Annotated in this window: 15 protein-coding genes; 8 read left to right on the forward strand and 7 right to left on the reverse strand. The window is 57.2% G+C overall.

Annotation, left to right across the window (positions count from 1 at the left end):
• Window positions 1-50 precede the first annotated feature (50 nt).
• From AAE514_RS02340 to AAE514_RS02360, 5 genes are all read left to right on the forward strand, one after another.
• Window positions 51-2,444: a putative bifunctional diguanylate cyclase/phosphodiesterase gene (locus tag AAE514_RS02340; RefSeq protein ID WP_347329895.1), complete on the forward strand. Its 2,394-nt coding sequence runs from the start codon at window positions 51-53 to the stop codon at window positions 2,442-2,444.
• A 73-nt stretch (window positions 2,445-2,517) separates the two neighbouring features.
• A complete protein-coding gene (locus AAE514_RS02345; RefSeq protein WP_347329896.1) occupies window positions 2,518-3,543 on the forward strand; it encodes a response regulator in 1,026 nt (341 codons plus the stop codon).
• Window positions 3,540-4,499, forward strand: coding sequence for a sensor domain-containing diguanylate cyclase (locus tag AAE514_RS02350; protein WP_347329897.1), 960 nt, complete (start codon window positions 3,540-3,542; stop codon window positions 4,497-4,499). Before AAE514_RS02345 ends, AAE514_RS02350 begins: the two co-directional genes overlap by 4 nt.
• Window positions 4,500-4,654: 155 nt before the next feature.
• Window positions 4,655-6,853, forward strand: coding sequence for a DNA helicase II (gene uvrD / locus AAE514_RS02355; protein ID WP_347329898.1), 2,199 nt, complete (start codon window positions 4,655-4,657; stop codon window positions 6,851-6,853).
• Window positions 6,854-6,975: 122 nt separating this feature from the next.
• Window positions 6,976-8,142, forward strand: coding sequence for a TRAP transporter substrate-binding protein (locus AAE514_RS02360; RefSeq protein ID WP_347329899.1), 1,167 nt, complete (start codon window positions 6,976-6,978; stop codon window positions 8,140-8,142).
• Between the two features lie 118 nt (window positions 8,143-8,260).
• Here AAE514_RS02360 and AAE514_RS02365 read toward each other — a convergent pair whose 3' ends face one another.
• Complete coding sequence (locus AAE514_RS02365; RefSeq protein ID WP_347329900.1) at window positions 8,261-8,878, reverse strand: TetR/AcrR family transcriptional regulator; 618 nt, start codon at window positions 8,876-8,878, stop codon at window positions 8,261-8,263.
• Between the two features lie 235 nt (window positions 8,879-9,113).
• On the opposite strand from AAE514_RS02365, the gene AAE514_RS02370 reads away from it, so the two are divergent.
• The 3 genes from AAE514_RS02370 to AAE514_RS02380 are packed head-to-tail and all read left to right on the forward strand — an operon-like array spanning window position 9,114 to window position 13,554.
• Window positions 9,114-11,501 (forward strand): efflux RND transporter permease subunit, encoded by a 2,388-nt coding sequence (locus tag AAE514_RS02370; RefSeq protein ID WP_347329901.1) that lies wholly within the window; start codon window positions 9,114-9,116, stop codon window positions 11,499-11,501.
• Window positions 11,482-12,303, forward strand: coding sequence for an outer membrane lipoprotein-sorting protein (locus tag AAE514_RS02375; protein WP_347329902.1), 822 nt, complete (start codon window positions 11,482-11,484; stop codon window positions 12,301-12,303). Before AAE514_RS02370 ends, AAE514_RS02375 begins: the two co-directional genes overlap by 20 nt.
• A gap of 30 nt (window positions 12,304-12,333) precedes the next feature.
• On the forward strand, window positions 12,334-13,554 hold the full coding sequence (locus AAE514_RS02380; RefSeq protein WP_347329903.1) for a hypothetical protein: 1,221 nt from the start codon (window positions 12,334-12,336) through the stop codon (window positions 13,552-13,554).
• An 88-nt stretch (window positions 13,555-13,642) separates the two neighbouring features.
• Here AAE514_RS02380 and AAE514_RS02385 read toward each other — a convergent pair whose 3' ends face one another.
• The 6 genes from AAE514_RS02385 to AAE514_RS02410 all read right to left on the reverse strand — a co-directional run bounded on the left by AAE514_RS02385 (window position 13,643) and on the right by AAE514_RS02410 (window position 18,996).
• Window positions 13,643-14,605: a DUF2931 family protein gene (locus tag AAE514_RS02385; RefSeq protein WP_347329904.1), complete on the reverse strand. Its 963-nt coding sequence runs from the start codon at window positions 14,603-14,605 to the stop codon at window positions 13,643-13,645.
• 61 nt (window positions 14,606-14,666) lie between these two features.
• Window positions 14,667-15,953 (reverse strand): phospholipase effector Tle1 domain-containing protein, encoded by a 1,287-nt coding sequence (locus tag AAE514_RS02390; protein WP_347329905.1) that lies wholly within the window; start codon window positions 15,951-15,953, stop codon window positions 14,667-14,669.
• A gap of 14 nt (window positions 15,954-15,967) precedes the next feature.
• Complete coding sequence (locus tag AAE514_RS02395) at window positions 15,968-17,041, reverse strand: hypothetical protein (protein WP_347329906.1); 1,074 nt, start codon at window positions 17,039-17,041, stop codon at window positions 15,968-15,970.
• 146 nt (window positions 17,042-17,187) lie between these two features.
• Window positions 17,188-17,769, reverse strand: a complete 582-nt coding sequence (locus AAE514_RS02400) for a YceI family protein (RefSeq protein WP_347329907.1) — start codon at window positions 17,767-17,769, stop codon at window positions 17,188-17,190.
• An 81-nt stretch (window positions 17,770-17,850) separates the two neighbouring features.
• Complete coding sequence (locus AAE514_RS02405) at window positions 17,851-18,411, reverse strand: cytochrome b (RefSeq protein WP_347329908.1); 561 nt, start codon at window positions 18,409-18,411, stop codon at window positions 17,851-17,853.
• A 192-nt stretch (window positions 18,412-18,603) separates the two neighbouring features.
• A complete protein-coding gene (locus AAE514_RS02410; RefSeq protein ID WP_347330014.1) occupies window positions 18,604-18,996 on the reverse strand; it encodes an acyl-CoA thioesterase in 393 nt (130 codons plus the stop codon).
• Window positions 18,997-19,022: the final 26 nt, after the last annotated feature.

Here is a 19,022-nt window from a genome sequence, read left to right on the forward strand (position 1 = left end):
GGTTCTTAGGGAACGAGCCGCTGTTATGAGGCCACCCTCAGGAGCGCCCAGTGTCATCCACTATAAATAATGCCTCCAAAGCTCGCTGGCGGCTCGAATTGTTGGCCCCGGTTCTCGGTTTGTTGGTGCTCGTGGCCACGGCCGTGGGGTTTGCCCATACTGTGGCGAAAATCCAATTTGCCACGGCGGCCTATGTCAGCGGCCAAAGCATCTGGTCCCGGGCCCAGTTGGCGACCGTTTATTATCTGGACCGATATGCCCTGACCGGTGACCGGGAGGACCTCGCCCGGGCGCGTGAGTGGCTGACCATTCCTCTGGCGGATCGGGTGGCCCGACAGGCCATGGCGGCCGATCCCATTCGGGTCGAACAGGCCGAAGCGGCCTTGATTCGGGGCCGGAACCACCCCGAGGATGCCGCCGACATGGTCTGGCTGCTTCGTTATTTTTCCGGCTGGGGTCCACTGCGCCAAGCAGCCGAAGTCTGGGAAGCCTCGGATGCACCGATAATGCGCCTCCAGTCGATTACAGAGGCGATGGCCCACACCACCGACCCTCGAGCCCTGGCAGCCTTGCGGGAAGAACTCTCGACGATGAATCGGCGGCTGAATACCCAGACCGAGCAGTTTCGCAACGCCATGATTGAGGCGGCCCGGTGGATGGCCGCGTTTTTGACCACCGTCAGTGTCGTGTTTCTGGTGGTGATCATCGTCATCGCGGGTTTGCTCAGTGCCTGGATTCTTCGCGTTTTACGGCGTTCCGAACGTCGTTTTCGCGCCATTTTCGAACAGGCGGCGGTGGGCATAGCGCAGCTCGACCGTCAGGGGGTTATCCGCGATACCAACCCCGCGTTTAATCAGATTCTGGGGCGCTCGCACGAACAGCTGGTGGGCAGGCGGTATCGGGACCTGGTTCACCCGGAGGATGCCGCCAAGGGCGATGAGTTTCGCGACCAGTTGCGCCGGCATGAGCGCTCTTCTTATACCCTGGAGCTGCGCTTCAGCTGCGGCGACGGCCAGGTGGTGTGGGGGCGGGTGACGGTTTCTTTGGGGCAGGGAGAGGAGTTTGTCGTCATTCTGGAGGATATTTCCGAATCCCGACGCCTGTCCATGGAATTGAGCCATCAAGCCACCCACGATGCTCTGACCGGGTTGTTTAACCGCCGCGCATTTGAGCACCGGTTATCGGAAACCTTGGGACGCGCCCGTACCGAAAATTCCCACCACACCGTGGCGTTTATCGACCTGGATCAGTTCAAGGTCGTCAACGATACCTCCGGCCACTTTGCCGGCGACCAATTACTGCAGCAGGTAGTGGGCATTTTTCGCAATTGCTTGCGCGAGCGGGACATGTTGGCTCGCATCGGTGGGGACGAGTTTGGGGTCATTCTTGAGCACTGCGACCCAGAGCTGGCGATTCGGGTGGCGGAGAAGCTGCGGATGGCGCTGGATGACATGCCCTTTTCCTGGGAGGGCACCGACTACGATATCAGTTGCAGCATTGGTCTGATGCCCATCAGCCCGGATACCCCGGATGTGGAACACCTGCTTAAAAGTGCCGACATTGCCTGCTACCTTGCCAAGGAGCATGGTCGAAATAGGGTGCGCCTGTCCAGCGATAAAGACGAGGCCCAGCGCGAGCGCCTCGGGCAGATGCAGTGGGTCAACCGCGTGCGTACAGCGCTGGCGGAGGACCGGTTGTTTCTGGAGGCTCAGCGTATTGTGCCGGTCCGTGAGGGGCAACTGGCGCTGTGCTACGAAGTACTGGTGCGGCTGCGGACCGAGACCGGAGAGGTGGTGCCCCCCGGCGTTTTCCTGCCGGCGGCCGAGCGCTTTGGCGCGGTGCACCAAATTGACCGCTGGGTGGTGCGCGAGGTCATGCGGCAGCTGGCACGTCACCCGGAGCATCTGGCGGCGCTGGAGTCATGTCACATTAACCTGTCGGGCGGTTCGCTCGATCAAGTGGAGTTTCGTACCTTTGTGGTGGACGTCTTGCGGGAGTTTTCGATTCCACCGGAGAAAATCTGTTTTGAAATCACCGAAACGGCGGTCATGCATAATCTGGCCGAAGCGCTGAACTTTATGGAATTGCTAGGGGGGTTGGGTTGTCAGTTCGCACTGGATGATTTTGGCACCGGGCTGTCCTCGTTCAGCTATCTGCGCCGATTGCCGGTGAACTGTCTCAAGATTGACGGGGTATTTGTTCGGGACATTGTCGAAGACGAAACGGATAGGGCCATGGTTCGCGCCATTAACGAGATTGGCCAAATCCTGGGCAAGCAGACTGTGGCGGAGTTTGTCGAAACCGAGGCCGCCCTGCTGTGGCTGCGAACCATTGGTGTGGACGGTGCTCAGGGCTACGGCATTCACCGGCCCTGTGCGTTCGAGCTGATACTGCAGGAAACCCAGGCACGGGATACGGCCACAATTATGGCAAAGCATGGATGAATAATGTGCCAAGCAGGGTCTATAATTTGTACCATAATGAGGGTAACAACCCCAACGTTTTTGGAACCGAGCCATGCCGACGCCGCTGCTGATTTGTGATGACTCGCTAGTTGCACGCAAGCAAATGCTGCGCACTTTGCCCTCTGACTGGGACGTGCGGGTCAGCTTCGCCTGCGACGGTGAAGAATGCCTGCGCGCACTGGAACAGGGACAGGGCGACATCCTCTTGCTCGACCTGAATATGCCGGTGCTGGACGGCTACGGGGTGTTGGAGGCCATCCGTAGCCGGGATCTGCCCACCTTGGTCATCGTGGTCTCCGGGGACATTCAGCCCGAGGCGGAGCAACGGGTGCTCGGGCTGGGCGCGATGACGATGATCCGCAAACCCACCGAGCCGGCGGCATTGCAGCGGGTGCTCAAGGAGTTCGGCCTCTACACCCCCTCGGAGCACAGCGAGCCCGTGCTCGAAACGGAGCAACCTCTGCCCACCACTACCTGGCGCGATGTGCTCCAAGAGCAATCCAATATCGCCATGGGCCAGGCGGGTGACCTGCTCGCGCGGCTACTGGGAGTGTTTGTCGAGCTATCGGTGCCACGGGTCAGCATGTTGGCGGCCAGTGAACTGACGATGGCCCTGAGTGCCGGCAGCAGCCATAACAAATGGTCGGGGGTTTGCCAGGGCTTCATCGGTGGCGGACTCGCCGGGGAAGCGCTGTTGCTGTTCACCGATAGTAGCATCGACGACATGGCGCACCTGCTGGGCTATGCCGAGGACGACGCCACCAAGCGGGATCTGGAAGTGCTGATGGACCTCTCCGGTATTATTGCCGGGGCCTTTCTAAAGGGCCTGGGCGAGCAGTTGGATCTCTCCCCTCGAATTACGGCGCCGGTGGTGTTGGGCACACACGTCACCATGGACGACATGATCAATCACAACAGCCATTTCTGGGAGCAAATGCTCACCATTGAAGTGTCGTTTGCGGTGGAGGGGCGCAATATTCTCGGCAACCTTTTGCTATTGTTAACCGAAGACTCCATTCCCCGCCTGCAGGAAACCTTGGATTACCTGCGGCCCGACCCCGAGGATAGCCCGTCGTGAACGACACTGAGTTGGCGTTAAGTGATGTCCACTGGTTGATGGGTCTGCTGCAGACCATCGAAGTCGGTATTGTCGTGCTCGACAACGACAATCGAGTGCACACCTGGAACGGTTTTATGGAAAACCACAGCGGCATCGACGCCGGCGATGCCCGCGGCCAGCCCCTGTTTGAGCTGTTCGACGATTTCCCCGAGGAGTGGCTAAAACGTAAGCTCGATACCGTGCGCTTGCTCGGCACTCGGGCGTTCAGCGTCTGGGAACAGCGTCCCTACCTGTTCCGTTTTCGCAATCGGCGCCCGGTGACCGGCACCGAGCCCTACATGTTCCAGAACGTCACCTTTTTCCCGCTGACCGACCGCCACGGCGAGGTCGACGCCGTTTGCCTGTTGATCTATGACGTTACCGACATGGCCAGCAATCGCCGCCAGCTTGAGCGCACCAACGCCCAGCTCAAACAGCTGAGTCAGACCGACGGGCTCACCGGACTGTTCAACCGGTCCACCTGGGAGGCCTTCCTCCACACCGAATTTGAGCGCCACCGCCGCTACGGCTCGGAAGCAGCGCTGGTAATGCTGGATATCGACTTCTTCAAGCCGGTCAACGACACCTATGGCCATCAGGCCGGCGACGAGGTGATTCGCCAGATCAGCAGTCTGATTAAATTCAATTTGCGCCAACCCGACATCGCCGGTCGTTACGGGGGGGAAGAGTTTGCCGTGATCCTACCGGAAACTGACATTGTGGGCGCTGAATGTTTTGCCGAACGCATTCGGGCCGTGGTTGAACAGCAGCCGGTGCAGTGCTTGGAGAAGGCGTTGGATATCACGGTTAGCCTGGGCGTGGCCCCCATTAATGACCAGTGCCCCAACGCCGATGGTTGGCTCAAAGCGGCGGACGACGCGCTCTACGCCGCCAAGGGTGGGGGCCGCAATCAAGTGGTCGTCGCGCCCTGCTAACACGCCTTTGTGAGCGTCCGCTCGCTCTGCTCCCTTGACAGCCTTCGCGAGAAGCCTGTACGTTTGTCCAGATATCGAAGCGGGGCGACCTGAAAGTCGGGCCAAAACGGAGTACACTGTCGCGCCCCGAAACCCACTGACGCCGCGACCAGCCAATGGATGTATCAGCCCTGCTCAACGACTTGAATGACGCCCAGCGCGAGGCCGTTTCCGCGCCCCCCGGCAACCAGTTGATTCTGGCCGGGGCCGGCAGCGGTAAAACCCGTGTGCTGGTCCACCGCATCGCCTGGCTGATCCAGGTGGAACAAGTCTCGCCCTACTCCATCATGGCGGTGACTTTCACCAACAAGGCCGCTCGGGAAATGCGAGCCCGCTTGGAGCTGTTGCTGTCGGACACCGGCCAGCCGGTCAACACCCGCAGCATGTGGGTGGGCACCTTCCACGGTCTGGCCCACCGCCTGCTCAAGGCTCACTGGCAGGACGCGGGCCTGCCCCAAAACTTTCAAATCCTCGACAGTGACGACCAGCTGCGCCTGATTAAGCGCGTCTACCAGCGCCTGGAGCTGGACGAAGCCAAATGGCCCTACCGCCAGGCCCAGTGGTTTATCAACGGCCAGAAAGACGAAGGGCTCCGCCCCCAGCACATTCCCGACAGCGGCGACCCGTTCATCCGCACCATGCTGATGATCTACCGCGCCTACGAAGAAGACTGCCAGCGCAGCGGCCTGGTGGACTTCGCCGAACTGCTGCTGCGGGCTCACGAGCTCTGGCTGCACAAGCCTCACATTCTCGAGCACTACCGGCGGCGCTTCCCGTTTGTGCTGGTGGACGAGTTTCAGGATACCAACAGCATTCAATACGCCTGGCTGCGCGTGCTCGCGGGCGATAGCTCACGGGTGACTGCGGTGGGCGATGACGATCAGTCCATCTATGGCTGGCGGGGCGCGCGCATTGAGAATATTCAACGCTTCACCGATGACTTTCCGGGCACCCACACTATTCGCCTGGAACAGAACTACCGCTCCACCGGCACCATTCTGCGGGCCGCCAACGCCGTGATTTCCCACAACTTCGGGCGGCTGGGCAAGGAGCTGTGGACCGAAGGGGCCGATGGCGACCCCATCTCACTGTACGCCGGCTTTAACGAGCAGGACGAGGCCCGCTTTATCGTCGAGCGAATTCAGGAGTGGGTCAAGCAGGGCAACAGCTATTCCAGCAGTGCCATACTGTATCGCTCCAACGCCCAGTCCCGGGTATTGGAAGAAGCGCTACTGCGCGAGGGTATCGCCTATCGGATCTATGGCGGACAGCGCTTCTACGAGCGCCTGGAAATCAAAAACGCCCTGGCCTATATGCGTCTGATTGCCAACCCGGATGACGACACCGGCTTTGAGCGGGTGGTCAACACACCCACTCGTGGTATCGGCGGCAAAACCGTGGACGCCATTCGCGAGTGCGCTCGAGACCAGAACCTGTCGCTCTGGCAGGCCTCGGCTCAGATTGTGGCCAACGGTGCCCTGCCCGCCCGCGCCAACAACGCCTTGAAAAGCTTTTTGCAACTGGTGGACTCGCTCGCCGACCATGCGACGGAAAAACCCCTGGATGAAGTGGCGCAACTGGTGCTGGATGAAACCGGCCTGCTGGACTTTCATCGCAAGGAAAAAGGCGAGAAGGGCCAAGCCCGGGAAGAAAACCTGCAGGAGCTGGTGAACGCCTGTCGCTTCTTCTCCGCCCCCGAGGAAGATGAGCTATCCGTGCTCCAGCAGTTTTTGGATACCGCGGCGCTGGATGCCGGGGAAACCCAAGCCGATGAATTTGAAGATGCCGTGCAGCTGATGACCCTGCACTCGGCCAAGGGTCTGGAGTTTCCTTTGGTGTTTCTCGCGGGCGTGGAGGAAAACCTCTTCCCCCACAAAATGTCCATGGAAGACCCGGACCGGCTCGAGGAAGAGCGGCGTCTGTGCTACGTGGGTCTCACCCGCGCCATGGAAAAGCTGTACATTTGCTACGCCGAGACCCGGCGCCTTTATGGCAGCGAGACATTCAATGCCCTATCCCGGTTCGTCCGGGAAATACCCGCCGACCTGATCCAGGAAGTGCGACTGAAAACCTCGGTTTCACGGCCCATGGCCTATGGCGGCGCCCGCTATGGCGCCAATGGCAGCGCCAACCTGACCGACTCCGGCGAGGACACCGGCTTTCACCTGGGCCAACGGGTCAGTCACGGCGTGTTCGGCGAAGGCGTAATCCTGCACTTTGAGGGCCAGGGCGCCACCGCCCGGGTGCAGGTAAATTTTGACGACGAAGGCAGCAAGTGGCTGGTGCTCCAATACGCCAAATTGGTGCCGATGTAGAGTTCGTATTAGCCGAGAACCTTTAGGCGCATTGAGGCGGTCCCCTCGTGTTGTTTATACCCTGGGGGAACGGTGGCATACTGGTTCGTTCTATCCGACCGTTGCTGCGAACATTCGAGCTTATGACAATAAAAGAATCCCGTCTCAATATTTATCCGCTAATCATCCTGGTTCTAGTGGCGGCGCTGGTGGCCGTTTTTGCGTTGCTGGTGATGGAGAGGTCCGGCAGTTCCCAGTCCTCCCAACAAACGGGTCCGCTCGGCGAGCAAACCACCCACCGCTGGCGCATGGTGACCACCTGGCCCAAGGATTTCCCGGGGTTGGGCACCACCGCTCAACACTTTGCCGACATCGTCGAAGAGATGAGCGGCGGGCGTTTAACCATTCGAGTTTACGGCGCCAATGAACTGGTGCCCGCCATGGGCGTGTTCGACGCCGTCTCCGATGGCAGTGCGGAAGTGGGCCACGGCGGCAGCTATTACTGGCGCGGTAAAGCGCCTGCGGCGCAGTTCTTTACCACTATTCCGTTTGGCATGAACGCCCAGGAAATGAACGCCTGGCTGCACCACGGCGGCGGCCTGGAGCTGTGGCGGGAAGTGTACGAACCGTTCAACATCATCCCCTTTCCCGGCGGCAACACCGGTATCCAGATGGCCGGCTGGTTTAATCAGGAAATCGAAAGCATTGAGGATCTCAAAGGGTTGAAAATGCGCATCCCGGGGCTGGCGGGCGACGTCTTTAATCAGGCGGGCGGCAGTTCCGTCAATATCCCCGGTGGCGAGCTTTACACCTCCCTCCAGACCGGCGTGATTGATGCGGCCGAATGGGTGGGCCCCTCCAACGATCAAGCATTCGGTTTTGACCAGATTGCCCAATACTATTATTACCCCGGTTGGCAGGAGCCGGGCTCCACCCTGGAGCTGATCGTCAACAAAAGCGCCTACCAGTCCCTGCCGGACGATCTGCAGGCCATCGTGACTCAAGCCGCCCGCGCCGCCAACCAGCACATGCTGGATCAGTATACCGCCCGAAACCCCGCCGCTCTGAAATCCATGGTCGGTAAGGAAGGCACCGAACTCCGGCGCCTGCCTGACGATGTGCTCCAACGGCTGTACAACATTTCACGGGAGCTGTTCGAGCAGCAGGCCGCTCAAGACCCCATGTTCAAAAAAGTCTGGGACTCCTACCGTGGCTTCCTGAGGGACGTGAAGGACTACCACAAAATCACCGAGCACACCTACTACGATATTCGCGAGCAGGTGCAGGCGGGAGCGGAGCAGGCAGAATAAGCGGTCTGTGGTTCTTAACATCCCTTCCGCATTAGCGTGCTGTCCATCAACCGCTCGCTCGCTATATCCTGTGCGTGGCGGCGCTTAGAGATTTCACACAAAGAAAGATTTAGACGCCTTATGCTTCACAAGGCGGGGTCAGTACCATCTGTACCCTAAACTCAATATCAGCGAGCATGCTCTCGGGGTCCAGCCCGGCACGACAACGGAAAACATAACCCTGCCGAAGATCAAGCATAAGCTTTGCCCGCTCCAAGGAAGGGAGGTTTTCAGGCAGCGCGCCTCGAGCTTTCTCAAGCTCAAACCTCCTCGCTATTCGTGCATCAGTATCAAGGACGGCCCGTTGTAAGCGTTCTTGTGCCCCTTCAACTTCCCCCGCGCTGGTTGAAACACAAGAACTGAGAAAGCAACCACGTACCCCGCTGGCATTCTCGCAGCTGTAGTCAATGACGGCCTTCATAAAGGATCGCACCGCCTGAGTAATGTCGGGCTCTGTCTCAAAAGCGACCAGCGGCGCACAGGCATCGTTTGACGCGTAATAATCAATGGCCTCCAGATAAAGCTTATGCTTGTCACCAAAAGTCGCATACAAACTTGGACTATTAATACCCATCGCAGCGGTTAGATCTTTAATTGACGCGCCTTCGTAGCCTTTTGCCCAAAACACATGCATTGAAGCCAAGAGCGCTTCTTCCCGATCGAAAGAAAGTGGCCTGCCTGTCTTCTTTTTTGTCATTTGACACAAATTCCTCTTTCACGGCTTGTCGTTTAAATTTTATACTGATTATAACATAAGACCGGCCTATCAAGCCTAATAATACCGAATATTAAGCATTTTAACGGAAATATCGCGACAATTAACGCCCTTATACAAATTGTAGTTTTGTAGTGAAAAGTACAATAGGTGTTGACCTCTCTAGCCTTATGAACTTTAATAGTGTTCACTACAAAACAGGAAAGGAGAGAATACGGTGAGTTTTACAAAGCTGACGGCAGGGGAAGCGCTACCGAATATGCCCGCGCGCTTTGCCGATGGGGTGATTCGCTGGCGCTGGTTGATTGTGGTGGCTTCAGTGGTCCTGACAGTGCTGGCCGCCTCTGGTGGTCGGTTCCTCAAGATGAATAACGACTACAAGGTGTTTTTCAGTGAGGATAATCCACAGCTGCAAGAATTCGAGCAACTCCAGCGAACGTACACTAAAGTCGACAATATCCTATTTGCGGTGGTCCCGCCCGACGACAACGCCTTCTCGGCCAATACGCTGGCGGCCGTTGAGGAGCTGACCGAACGTGCCTGGCAGCTGCCGTATTCTTTGCGTGTCGACTCGGTCACCAACTTTCAGCACACTCTCGCCCGGGGCGACAACCTGGTGGTACAGGATTTGGTTGAGGGTGCGGCCAATTACCGCCGGGCTGAGCTGGAGCGAGTTAAGCAGATTGCGTTAAACGAGCCGGCTCTCGCGGGAAAACGGGTAAATGCCGAGGGGTCGGTCGTTGGCCTCAATGTCACCTTTCAACTGCCAGATGAGTCCATGGACGCGGGGCCCGAAGCGGTCGCCGCCGCGAGGGCACTCATGGCCGACATTGAGGAAAAATACGACGTGCAGGTCCGAGCGACGGGCACCGTCATGTTGTTTAACGCGTTCTTCGAATCGTCGATGAACGATATGGGCACTCTCGTGCCGCTGATGTATGCCGTAATTCTGCTGATTACGTTCGTGCTGCTGCGCTCAGTGATCGCGACCTTTGCCACCACCGTCGTGATTGTGTTCTCAACACTCACGGCAATGGGGTCGGCGGGCCATATCGGCATTCAGCTCACGCCCCCCTCCTCGGCCGCGACAACCATTATTATGACCCTGGCGGTGGCCGACTCGATCCACATTCTGGTCACCCTATTCGGCGGTATGCGACAAGGGCTCGGCAAGATCGAGGCGCTACGTGAAAGTATCCGGGTCAATCTTGGACCGGTATTTCTCACCTCGCTGACTACGGCGGTCGGCTTCTTGTCGATGAATTTCAGTGACGCTCTACCCTTCCGGGATTTGGGCAACATCACCGCCATCGGGGTGATGGCGGCGTTTGTGTTCTCGGTGGCTCTTCTGCCGGCGCTGATCGCGATATTGCCCGTGCGAGCGCGCGATAAGAAAAAGGAGACGGCGATCGACCGCGCCATAGACCGACTGGGCGATTTCATTGTGCTTCGTCATAAGCCGGTACTTCTGGTGGTGGTGCTGGCCTCGGTCACGTTGTTGGCGCTGATTCCGCTCAACACCCTGGATGACAACTTTGTCACCTACTTTGATGAATCTACCTCGTTTCGCCAGGATACCGACTTCATCAATGACAATCTTTCGGGTATCTACCAGGTGCAGTACTCGCTGGATTCGGGGAGGAACAACGGGGTCAGCGACCCGGAGTTTCTCAGCAAAGTGCACGGTTTCACTGAGTGGTTGAGAGGGCAGCCGGAGGTGCGCCATGTCAATACCATCAGCGACACCTTTCATCGCTTGAACAAAAGTCTCCATGCCGATAACCCCGAGTACTATCGCTTGCCGAAAAACCCGGATTTGGCCGCCCAGTACCTGCTGTTGTATGAACTGTCCCTTCCCTACGGGCTGGATATGAATAACCAATTAAACGTGAGCAAGTCCTCCACCCAGGTGGTGGTGACCCTCAAGGACATGCCATCGGCGACACTGCGTGAATTTTCAGAACGAGGGACGCAATGGCTGCAGAACAATACCGGCATTGACGCGCACGGTGTGGGGCCGGCGATCATGTTTGCCTACATTGCCGAGCGCAACATCAAAAACATGCTGATGGGCACGTTTCTCGCGGTACTAATCATCGCCATGCTCATCACGCTGGCGCTGCGCAGCCTGCGGTTGGGCGCCCTTAGCCTGATTCCGACCCTGCTGCCCGCGGGCCTGTCTTTTGGCTTTTGGGGCGTGTTGGTCGGTGAGGTCAATGTCGCTGTATCCATGGTCGCGGGCATGGCGCTGGGTATTGTGGTGGATGACACCGTGCATTTTCTCAGCAAATATCAGCGTGCTCGGCGAGAGCGGGGCCTGGATACTGAAGGGGCAATCCGGTACGCGTTTTCGTCAGTGGGCGTGGCGATACTGGTCACCTCCATTATCTTAATGGCCGGGTTTATCGTACTGGCCCAGTCCAGCTTCGGCATGAACTCCAAGATGGCGATACTGACGGCCATCACCCTATTCTTCGCACTGTTAGCGGTATTTTCCCTGCTTCCGTCGCTGCTTTTGCTTGAGCGAAGAAGCGAGCAAGAGCGCGCGAAGACCACTTTATCCACTGGTAGTGAGGACGAAGACTATGTTCGCAATCTTGCCTAATAAGACCCGGGCGCCCCTTTTGGCGCTGGCCACGATGATCGCCACTTTCGGCGCGGCTGCCGAGGTGAGCACCGACGAGAGCTCGGCCGAACGGAAGGGGCTGGAAATTGCTCGTGAGGCCGATCGCAGAGATACCGGCTTCGGCGACACCAGCAGCCGTATGGAGATGGTTTTGCGCAACCGCCACGGTGAAGAAACCGTGCGCCGGATGCGCAGCAGAACGCTGGAGCAGAAGAACGACGGGGATAAAACTCTAATTATCTTTGACAACCCCAGAGATGTGAAAGGAACCGCGTTTCTATCGTTTACCCATAAGAAAGGGCCGGATGATCAATGGCTGTATTTGCCGGCGCTCAAACGGGTAAAACGGATTTCTTCGAGTAACAAAGCTGGCCCCTTTATGGGAAGCGAGTTCGCCTTTGAAGACCTGTCTTCCCAGGAGGTGGAGAAGTACACCTATAAATACCTTAGGGACGAGGGTTTCGACGGCCGTGATCACTTTGTGGTCGAGCGTATTCCGGTTGACCCAAAGTCCGGCTATTCCCGTCAGGAGGTGTGGTTCGATAAGGAAGAGTACCGGGTGTGGAAAATTGATTTCTACGATCGTAAGGGCGAGCTTCTCAAAACACTCTCGGCTTCTGACTATAACCAATATCTTGACCAGTACTGGCGGGCCGAAAGATTAGCCATGGTGAACCACCAGACTGGAAAGAGTACCGATCTTCGCCTTAAGGATTGGAAGTTTCAAAATGGGTTTTCCGAGCAGGACTTCAACAAAAACAGCCTAAAGCGAGCCAGATAACGCTTCCGTTTAAAGTGCCGGATCCTATGTATGTTTTTTTTTGAAAGGGGGCGCTCCAAGCCCCGGCTGTTTTCGCTGATGCTTTTGGCGGTGTCGACCGCGTTCACGCCGGTGTCGGCCGGGGAGTTGACCGGCTTTATGAGCGCGGAGTCGAGGCTCTTTCCGCAAGAGGGCCTTTACCCGGAGCAGTCCGATGCCTCGATCTCGGTCGCCTCAAATATCGAGTATTACCGGGACTGGGATGATTACCGCCAACGTATGGTCGTTGAGGGGTTTGCCCGGGCCGACAGTGCCGATAGCGAACGCACCCATGCCGATATACGCGAGCTCTATTGGTGGCGTGACCTTGATCAGATTGAGCTATACCTGGGCGCCCGCCAGGTGTTCTGGGGCGTAACAGAAACCGTGCACCTGGTGGATGTGATCAACCAGGAGGATTGGGTGGAAAACATCGATGGCGAAGACAAGCTTGGCCAACCGATGATCAGCCTGCTGACGCAGCAGGAGTGGGGCACCGTCGAAGTGTTTGCGTTGCTGGGCTTTCGCGAGCGCACCTTCCCGGGGAAGAATGGCCGCCTGCGAAGCCCGGTGCCGGTTGATAAGGACAGAACTCGCTACCAGTCGGACAGGGAAGAAGATCCTATTGACGTTGCCCTGCGTTGGAGCAAAGTGTTGGGTGATTGGGATATAGGCATTTCGCACTTTTCCGGCACCGCAAGAGATCCGATACTACGTCCGGTTTCGGTGGATAACGAAGTGGTGTCACTGGCACCTTACTATCCGCAGATTGAGCAGACCGGCCTTGACCTGCAAATGACCAAAGGCGCTTGGCTATGGAAGTTAGAGTCCATCAGCGTTAAGGAAAAGCAGGCCGACCGTAACACCGCACTGGTGGGCGGGTTTGAGTACACCTTTTTCGGTGTTGCCGGCTCCTCTGCGGACTTAGGCGTTCTGTTGGAATACCAGTTTGATGATCGTCGTGGTATCCGTGCGACGGCGAATCAGAACGACCTGGCCCTAGGCGCACGGTGGATGTTGAACGACTTTCAAGGCACTGAATTGCTGGCGGCTCTCAGCGTAGATTTGGATCAAGGTACTCGTTTTTTATCTGTTGAAGGGAGTCGCAGGCTTAATGACTACTGGTCGCTTGAAGCCGAATTACGAATGTTCAGCAATATGCACGGCGAGGGCCCCCTTTTTAGCTTCAGAAACGATGACTATTTCCAAGTGGAGTTGCGGCGCTATTTTTAACCCTATATCGGGCCTGACCGCTGGCGGCGTGTGCTTTAGGCGTGCGCACCCAGCGGCCCAGACTCCGCCTCACTCCTCCCATAGCTGACTAATCATATTTGCGTAACTCTTCAACGTGGAATTTCTCCAGCGTATGAATGTTGTCGTCTTCGTCTCGTAACCGCACCTGGGTTTCAGTGCGGGGCACGTAGGGGGCGATATCCAGGTAGAGGCGCTTGTCGCCGTCGGCCATGGCTTCGAAGGCTTCAAGCATTTCGTCTTCGTCAAAGTGCATTAGAAACAGGTCTGACCCCGCTCGGAAGCTCAAGTACTTGGGCATGGGCTGGACGGCCGTGGCTTCTTCGGTGTTGTAGGGCGGCCTTAGATGATACTGTTCGCCATTGACATACTTGATGGTCGCCCGGTCCGAGGGCTCCGGCAGTCGATAGAAGCGGGGTTCCCAAGGGTATTGATTGCGCAATCGCTTCCACTTATCCAGCGGAAGCGTTCCGTTCTGGGCCTGTTCCAGCGCTATCTCTGCCTCGGAAGCCTTTAACGAGTCGATGCGGTACTCCTCTCTAGGAACGATATCACCACTCCCAAAGCTGAGCCTCCAGAATTTCTCCCAGTCGTATTCGATTGGCTCGGCCTGCTCGAAAAGCACTTCCTCTCGTTTTGCTGGGCCAATAATCCATACGGCTACATGCCCTCCCGGGGCAACGCCGGCGGTAATTTTTCGGAAGCCAAGCTTTCCTTGATCTTCTATATTGGATTCATAACCTTCCGAGAATCGTTGGACAATACGCTCATAAGGAAGATCGAATCGGCCATGGTAGAATTGATCCTCCGCATAGGAGTAAAACGTAATGTCTATTCGATCGGGAAGGGGTTTTTTGTCGGGACCGACGACATGAGTCGAGATGGGTTCTCCCCATCCGCTGTAAATCAGCTTCAGGTTCGGTATATATAGCCCCTTTTCCTCTTCTCCAGGGTAGAGAAAAGTGCCGTATAGGATTTTCATGGGGTACCCCTCTGGAGCGGACTCAGAGGCCAGCCAATCGTACTTATTCATTGTGCCCTCGCAACCGGTTAACAGCGTTGTAAGATAAGTGCCAACTAATGCAATAACCTGTTTAGCCTTCATAGTAATTACGGACCCTTCTTCCATTCTTCCAGCGTGGCTTCATTCCTATGCTGTAGTGTGACGACATATGGAAATAGCGGTTTCGAGCAATGTTCAAAAGCGGGTCTTCCTTTTGCCAAGTCGCTGGGTTGCTGATATCTGGCGTTTCGATAAGGCCGAGAATTCGTTCTTTTAGCTCCTGGAGCTTAGCCTCCTTCGGTGGCAGTTTAACCGACAGAGCCATTTCGTTCTTCTTGAACTGAATGGATTGTTCCTCCATATACTCTCGCATAATATCCAAGGGAATACGTGAATAAGAGCTGCTGACGTGTTCGCGCTTTCCCTCAATTTTGTGGAAGCGAGGATTTTTGGAAGGCACCACCGTCAGTTGGTCCTCCTGATACCACCCATGATTCTTCAACCAGTGGTAGTCGCTTATAAGATTCTTTTTATTGCCGACAAATACGGTTCGATCCTCTGGTCCGTCGAGATAGCCGCCCCCCACGTCAGAGTGGGCTCCCGGTAGACAGATGCGCTTGCCTTTTTCCTTCGCACTCTTGATAGTGGTCAGCGAGAATTTTTCCCGATACTCTTCCGCCGCCTCTAGTTGTACCACTTTCTTTGCCTGGTGGATGGCGTCCAGTTTAAGGGCGGCCACGTCATTAAAATAGAACACGCCATGAGAGGAGACGGTATCAAACAGCCCGACAAAATTGATGGTAACGGCTTCAGTGGGAAGCTGTCGGTTCTCAAGGCGCTCCTGCAGGGGTTCGCCGCCGTCATCGGTCAATTGATAGATACAATAGCGGGCCGTGGCGGCCCCCCTACTGAAACCAAAGCAGTCCACATCCACGGTTTTAATAACAAATTTGCCTGACTGGTTCGAAAGCGATTCCTGAATATTGCTGACCGCGTCCCGTATCCCCTTTTCAGTCTTTCGCTTAACCCCGGTACTGGCCGTACCGAGGGCATACCCCAAGGTACGGTCCTTCTCCAGATTTTCGGTGCCGGCGCCTTCAACATAGACGGAAGCCACCGCATCGTAACCGGCTATATTCTTCTCGACGTTGGACTCGAGCAGGGCGATATTGGAGCGACCGTTCTCATAGCTGCCCATGCCTTCGTGCTCCGCATAAATATCCGTCTCCCCCTCCCGTTGTGCCACATTGGTCCGGTTGTTCAAGGTGCCGTCGAAAAACAGCAATAGCCGCACTTTCAGCTCTTGGACGGGCTCCTTCTTCTCTTTCTCAATAACGGTGGGTTTGGCAACAAAAACCTTTTCTCCTACTTCGGTCATCGGTTTCTCCTTGATTAACCGGGCAGCCGCGGCTGCTTTTCCAGTACCACGGCGCCCCGCCGTGGCCCGTCGGATGAACTGTATACCAGGCAGGCGGTCTCGCTTGCCTGGCTGAACAGGTGCTCTACGGCCAGCGTGATCAGCGCCGGCGCGGTGGCGCTGCCCAGGTCGCCGAAGTATTCGGCGGGGTGCACCACCCTGGCCTCTTCGGTGAATCGTTCCTTGTTGCGAAGGCTGGCCACTCCCCACTCCTTGGCCCAATAGCGCTCGCCGTTCATGCTGCTGAAAACAGTGGCGATGGGCGGGCCGGCATAGGATGAGAGCGCCTGTTTAACGGCCTGATCCAGGCCTTCCCCTCGGTAGGGCTCCTCCGTAAACCAGTGGCCGGGTTCGTCGGACAGCCCTGGTGGGTGCACTTTGATGATTTGTCCTTCGCGCGCAACGGCCTGCTCGGGGTCGCTGGTTAACCGCAAAAACGCCGCTCCTTCCCCCGGGGCGTAGCCGTCGCAGGGCCCGAGAGAGAGCAGGCGCCCCTGTTGTTCGGGCACGTCCAGGCGAGTATAGCTACTGGGGGAGTCGCTACTGCCGAGGATCATGCTCTCTGGGAAGGGCTCGGCAAGGTATTGGTACGCGAAGTCGAGCGCCTCGATCCCGGCGGCCCGCCCGCTGTGAAGGCTGCGCAGGTGTTCGCCCGTGAACCAGGCGTGGCCGGCCTGCCGAATGTTCTCGGCGAGGGTTTTTAGGGGCAGGCAGTGGGCCTGGAGTTCGGGCTCGTTCATGGCCAGTAGGAGGGGGGTAGGCTGCTCCGGCAGCCCCTGCTGGTGCAGCTGTGCCAGGCAGTGCAGCGCCAGTTTCAGGGCATGGTCCTGGCTTTCCCCGTGCTCGTCGCACTCTTCGATGGCCCAGTCGGGACTGGCAAACACCGCTGCGGGTACGGGGGCCAGGCGCACCGGTTGGCCCTTGGCGTCTTTAAAACGGGAAAGCTGGTAGCGGTTGACGCCTGCGCCCATGGCCGCATGAATCATGGGAGGGTTGGCACCAATGGCGCAGATCATGGCCGTGCCGGCGATGTATAAAGAGGAGTCCATAGTTTGCCATTCCTTGATGTCCTAAGCGCATCAGTTTATGGCGTATGGATCGGGCTAACAAGGAACAAGGGCGGGTTTTGTGAACTCGTTTTGAATGAAGGCAAATCGTGGGCACGGCCGCTGGCCGATGCCCACAAAAAGAAGGGTTACTGGCGAACCCCTTCAACGTGCAGCTCCAGCGTGACCACTTCTGAGGCCGGGCCCAGATCGTAGTCGATGCCGAAATCTTTCAGGCGGATTTCAGTGGTGCCCTCAAAGCCCATGCGATAGCCGCCCCAAGGGTCCTTACCTTCGCCGACTTTCTCCACATCGATGGTGATTTTCTTAGTGACGCCGTGCAGGGTCAGGTCACCGACGATGTCGAACTCTTTACCGTCGTCTTCGATATTGGTAATGCCGGTACTCTTAAAGCTGGCTTCGGGGTATTTTTCTACGTGCAGGAAGTCGCTATCGCGCAGGTGCTTGTCGCGCTCGGCGTGGTTGCTGTCCACGCTCGCCGGGTCAATGGTGACCTTGACGGTGCTGGCGGCGACGTCGTCGGCGTCGTAACTGAAGGTGCCTTCGAAATCGTTAAAGCGGCCCAGCAACCAGCTGTAACCCAGGTGTTGAATTTTAAAATGGATGGACGCGTGGGCGCCCTCGGTGTCGATCACATAGTCTGCGGCCAGTGCGGGAACGTTGGCGAGGCCGAGACTGCCCAGTGTCAGGGCGGCAATAGTCTTTTTCATGGTTGAGCTCCTAATGGAATGTGGACAACAAAAAACAGCGAGTGGAAGAACCTCGGTCGAACCGCTTTCACGGCGACCGGATCAGCTATCGGCACGATCGGGTTTCAACATACGCTTGAGTGTCCGATCGCGGATCACAAAGTGGTGCATCAGACCGGCCGCGGCGTGTAACGCGGCCAAAATAATAATGAGCCAACCCACAATCCGATGGATTTCGCCGGCCAGGTCGACCCCGTCCGGCCCCAGTTGCCAAGTGGCGGGAATGCCGAACCAGTCAAAAAACATGGCCGGGTCGCCCTTGGCCGTGTTTATCAGATAGCCGGTGGCGATCATGGCAATAATCATCACGTAGAGCGCGTACTTCATGGCACTGGAGGCAACCCGAACCCAGAGTCCGTGCTCCGGCAGGGCCTTGGGGTTGCCCCTTTGCCCCAACCGCCAAAGGATACGCACGAGCGTGATAAAGCCCACCAGCAAGCCCAGGCTGACATGCAGGCTGGGCAAGGTGTGGTAGCCCTCATCATAGTAGCTGAGGTCCACCATGTAGAAGCCGATACCGAAAATCACGGGGATCAACAGCGCGGACACCCAGTGAAGGGCGATGGTTAACCAGCCGTAACTTTGGGGGCGATCGGTCAGCATGAACGTCATCCTTAAATGGTGCTTGCAACGGGACAGTGCTGCATCGGATTGGGTTCCAAGCTAGCAGATTCGGAAAAAGGCGGGCGTTAAGATTTGTTAGTCGTTGCGATTGATCACGTTCTGGAAGGCGAAGGCGCGGGGGCCGCTCGGGTTTGTGAAAGCCTCGCCCCCACTGCCCACCGTGTTCAAACGCTATTTGGGCACGGGACGGGTGCGACCGTTGTCATCAATTGCAACGTAAACAAACTCACCTTCGGTCACTTTGGTGACTTCTTGGTGCGCGACCTCTTTAATCCAGACTTCAATCAGCGTGCGAATGGAGGTGCGGCCCACATCAATGGTGCTGGCATAGACGCTAACGGTGGCGCCGACGGGTACCGGTCGCAGAAAAACCATGCTGCCGACGGCGACCGTCGTCACTCGCCCTTTGGCCACTTCCTGGGCCAAGATGGCGCCGCCGAGGTCCATTTGGGTCATCAGCCATCCGCCGAAAATATCGCCGTAGGGGTTGGTGTCCGCCGGCATGGATAGTGTTTGTAGGGTTAGCTTTCCGTGGGGCGTCGGGTCCTCATCGATGCCTTGCATGGCCATGTGCACAATACCTCATTCGC

It is taken from the genome of Marinimicrobium locisalis (assembly GCF_039822625.1).
Taxonomy (GTDB): Bacteria; Pseudomonadota; Gammaproteobacteria; order Pseudomonadales; family Cellvibrionaceae; genus Marinimicrobium; species Marinimicrobium locisalis.

Excerpts from the sequence above, each read along its gene's own strand:
- AAE514_RS02395 (WP_347329906.1), bottom strand. The coding sequence starts at position 17,041 with ATGGACTCCTCTTTATACATCGCCGGCACGGCCATGATCTGCGCCATT.
- AAE514_RS02410 (WP_347330014.1), bottom strand. The coding sequence starts at position 18,996 with ATGCAAGGCATCGATGAGGACCCGACGCCCCACGGAAAGCTAACCCTA.
- AAE514_RS02360 (WP_347329899.1), top strand. The coding sequence starts at position 6,976 with ATGACAATAAAAGAATCCCGTCTCAATATTTATCCGCTAATCATCCTG.
- AAE514_RS02390 (WP_347329905.1), bottom strand. The coding sequence starts at position 15,953 with ATGACCGAAGTAGGAGAAAAGGTTTTTGTTGCCAAACCCACCGTTATT.
- AAE514_RS02345 (WP_347329896.1), top strand. The coding sequence starts at position 2,518 with ATGCCGACGCCGCTGCTGATTTGTGATGACTCGCTAGTTGCACGCAAG.
- AAE514_RS02400 (WP_347329907.1), bottom strand. The coding sequence starts at position 17,769 with ATGAAAAAGACTATTGCCGCCCTGACACTGGGCAGTCTCGGCCTCGCC.
- AAE514_RS02365 (WP_347329900.1), bottom strand. The coding sequence starts at position 8,878 with ATGACAAAAAAGAAGACAGGCAGGCCACTTTCTTTCGATCGGGAAGAA.
- uvrD (WP_347329898.1), top strand. The coding sequence starts at position 4,655 with ATGGATGTATCAGCCCTGCTCAACGACTTGAATGACGCCCAGCGCGAG.
- AAE514_RS02405 (WP_347329908.1), bottom strand. The coding sequence starts at position 18,411 with ATGCTGACCGATCGCCCCCAAAGTTACGGCTGGTTAACCATCGCCCTT.
- AAE514_RS02385 (WP_347329904.1), bottom strand. The coding sequence starts at position 14,605 with ATGAATAAGTACGATTGGCTGGCCTCTGAGTCCGCTCCAGAGGGGTAC.
- AAE514_RS02375 (WP_347329902.1), top strand. The coding sequence starts at position 11,482 with ATGTTCGCAATCTTGCCTAATAAGACCCGGGCGCCCCTTTTGGCGCTG.
- AAE514_RS02380 (WP_347329903.1), top strand. The coding sequence starts at position 12,334 with ATGTTTTTTTTTGAAAGGGGGCGCTCCAAGCCCCGGCTGTTTTCGCTG.